At 38.5% G+C, this 2,713-nt stretch carries 3 protein-coding genes; all 3 read left to right on the forward strand.

Features of this window, described 5'->3' with window-relative positions; genetic code table 11:
* The first annotated feature begins 197 nt into the window (after positions 1–197).
* The 3 genes from BW961_RS29310 to BW961_RS29320 all read left to right on the forward strand — a co-directional run bounded on the left by BW961_RS29310 (position 198) and on the right by BW961_RS29320 (position 2,619).
* On the forward strand, positions 198–968 hold the full coding sequence (locus BW961_RS29310; RefSeq protein WP_068592266.1) for a GNAT family N-acetyltransferase: 771 nt from the start codon (positions 198–200) through the stop codon (positions 966–968).
* 331 nt (positions 969–1,299) lie between these two features.
* Positions 1,300–1,803: a DinB family protein gene (locus BW961_RS29315; RefSeq protein WP_036683089.1), complete on the forward strand. Its 504-nt coding sequence runs from the start codon at positions 1,300–1,302 to the stop codon at positions 1,801–1,803.
* Positions 1,804–2,139: 336 nt separating this feature from the next.
* Positions 2,140–2,619, forward strand: coding sequence for a hypothetical protein (locus BW961_RS29320; RefSeq protein WP_068592264.1), 480 nt, complete (start codon positions 2,140–2,142; stop codon positions 2,617–2,619).
* Positions 2,620–2,713: the final 94 nt, after the last annotated feature.

Raw genomic sequence — 2,713 nt, forward strand, 5'->3', positions numbered from 1 at the left:
ATTATCTAATGGGTACGCCATTTCTTTTTAATTCAATAGAGGTTTAAGAAATAATTATTAATTATCTTTAATATCCAATATAATCCCTAATGGTTACTAACGGGCTGGTTAGTTTAACGAATACTTTCCCTTTAATTTATGTAATGCATCATTTACTATGGAATTAATAATAGTCTTTCATGAAAGGATGACTTGGGATGATTACAAAAGAATGTCTTATCAATGAAATTCAATATCTTATTGAAGAATACATCCATGGGTTATCTTCACCTTTTGATTCCTTCTTGGAGGAGCATATTCTAGCATCGACTTTTTACATGATCCAAGAGGGATCAAAAGTAGTGGGTTACTATGCTATTCACAATAACGAACTTCTAACCCAATTCTACATCAGTCCCACCTACCAAATGTACTCGCAGAGAATGTTTAGCCAAGTGCTTGAACGTAATACAGTGAACTCACTTTTCGTTCCGACCTGCGATGAACTATTTGTAAGCCTAGCGGTAGATAAGGACTTCACGATCAACAAACAAGCTTACTTTTTCCAAGATAATCAAGCAGACATAATAGAGAGTAATGTTTCAGGTGATGAATCATTTCGCCCTGCTAATTTAGAAGATCTGCAACAAATAAAACAAATCTGTGGGGATTTTCTTGACCAATACGAACGGCGGATTGCCAATAGAGAACTCTTCACTTACTATAGAGGTGCTGTATTGCTTGGAATCGGAGTAGTTGAGAAGTCTAAGATGATCAAAGGTTTAGCAAGCATAGGTATGTTAACTAATGAGGCATATAGAAAGCAAGGAATTGGGAGAGTAATTATCTTACAATTAAGAAAATGGTGTGAAAAGCAGGGTATTAAGCCTGTAAGTGGATGTTGGTACTATAACGAAGCTTCTAAGAGGACTCTAGAGAGTGCGGGTATGGTCACGAAAACCAGACTATTAAAAATTAAAGTAACTTAAGAATGGCTGATTTATAAGTGTTCTGTTAAAGAACATTTCAATAGTCATGGGCTATTGTTGAACTAACGGGACACGATAGTTGAATAATACACATTGATAAGCAGGTGCTTCGGTATCCTGCTCTTTTTATTAAGCTAATTGGCAGGCTAGCGTAAACAAAATGATCAAAAGTATTAACCATACGTAGTTAATTACATTTCGGGATTAGCGCAATGATTTTCGGCAGCTTCGTTTGGTTAACGGGGGTAGTTTAAGTAAATGTAAATATTTACTTGCGAACTAATGTTCGGTATAATAAACTTGATTCCATTACAAAAAGGAGATGTTGGATATGTATAAACACATTAAAGATTTTGCCGCAACTTGGCAGAATGAAACGGAAGCAACAATGCGGACACTGGAGATGCTGACCGACGAGTCTCTTGGCCAACAGATAACAAGCGATCATAGAACGCTTGGACGTGTTGCATGGCACCTTGTACAGACGTTGCACGAAATGCCATCTCGGACGGGACTGTCTTTCGAAGGACCGGGCGAAGATATGCCGGTGCCAGCTTCGGCAGCAGACATCGCGTCAGTCTATAAGAGGACCTCACAAGCGCTCCTTGATGCTATACAGTCCAGTTGGAAAGATGAGAATCTGCTTATCATGAGCGATATGTATGGTGATCAATGGCCAAACGGCTTAATGCTGGATATTCTCGTAAAGCATGAGATTCATCATCGTGGTCAGATGACAGTCCTGATGCGTCAGGCAGGCCTTCGTGTGCCGGATCTTTACGGCCCGACAAAAGAGCAGTGGGCCGAGTACGGAGCGCTACCTCCAGTAATTTAGAGTAAGATTATATCCGCTTTGGCCGTTTGGCTATAGTGGGATTTATAAGTATTTTATCATAGGATTGAAAGTGGTGGCTTGAATCATAGACAAGAGGATACCATCGGACTGAAACTGTTGATTCTATTGAACTAACGGGTAAGTTGAGCCACGCGGATTGAGGTTAAGATTTATTGAACTAACGGAGAACTATAGATCAATAATGAGAGGGCTACCGAGAGGTAGCCCTTTGTTCAACTAACGGGCAGGTTAATATGAACTGATTGCCGAATTACATGTCAAAAGAGTGTTTAAAAATATGGGTAGGTGAGAGTAGAAGGAGCGATTGGAGAAAGTATGAAGAAAAAAAACTGGATTATAGTAATTCTAGCAGTATCGCTATTCGGGAATGTTGCATTATTTATGAATCATAAAATTGTCATCAGAAATCAAGAATTGAGATATGAATTTTTGAATGCTTACATTCACGGAGATCTAGCTCAACTTGAAGCAACTATACAGGATCAACTAGATAATAATTGGGGAAATGAAACTCTTGTTACCCAAAAACTAGATGATGCCATCGATTCAATTAACTTACACATTGTAATTGAAATAGATGATGATAAGAGAGATATCCTTAGGAAATTGGAGAATTATATGTATAAATTCAAGGTTGGTGATGGAACTTTAGATGTTAGCCTAAACGATAAGCAACGTGCCGATTACATCTATTTAGGCCAGAAGCTGCGTTCTAACGGGTGGACGTTTGAAGTAGGATACGATAAAAGCTGGGATTTTTTTTCATCAAAAGTAAAGGAGTTCGTAGCGGAGTAATAGAAGTCATAAGTCTGCAAATGGATGTGCATGGATGCGGATTAACTAGTACAGAAAGACCCACATGGACCTATACAAACATTTTCAAACGCAA

This window comes from Paenibacillus macquariensis (assembly GCF_900156375.1).
In the GTDB taxonomy this organism is placed as follows: domain Bacteria; phylum Bacillota; class Bacilli; order Paenibacillales; family Paenibacillaceae; genus Paenibacillus_AQ; species Paenibacillus_AQ macquariensis.

Coding starts and splice junctions, on each gene's coding strand:
- BW961_RS29310 (WP_068592266.1), top strand. CDS start 198: ATGATTACAAAAGAATGTCTTATCAATGAAATTCAATATCTTATTGAA.
- BW961_RS29315 (WP_036683089.1), top strand. CDS start 1,300: ATGTATAAACACATTAAAGATTTTGCCGCAACTTGGCAGAATGAAACG.
- BW961_RS29320 (WP_068592264.1), top strand. CDS start 2,140: ATGAAGAAAAAAAACTGGATTATAGTAATTCTAGCAGTATCGCTATTC.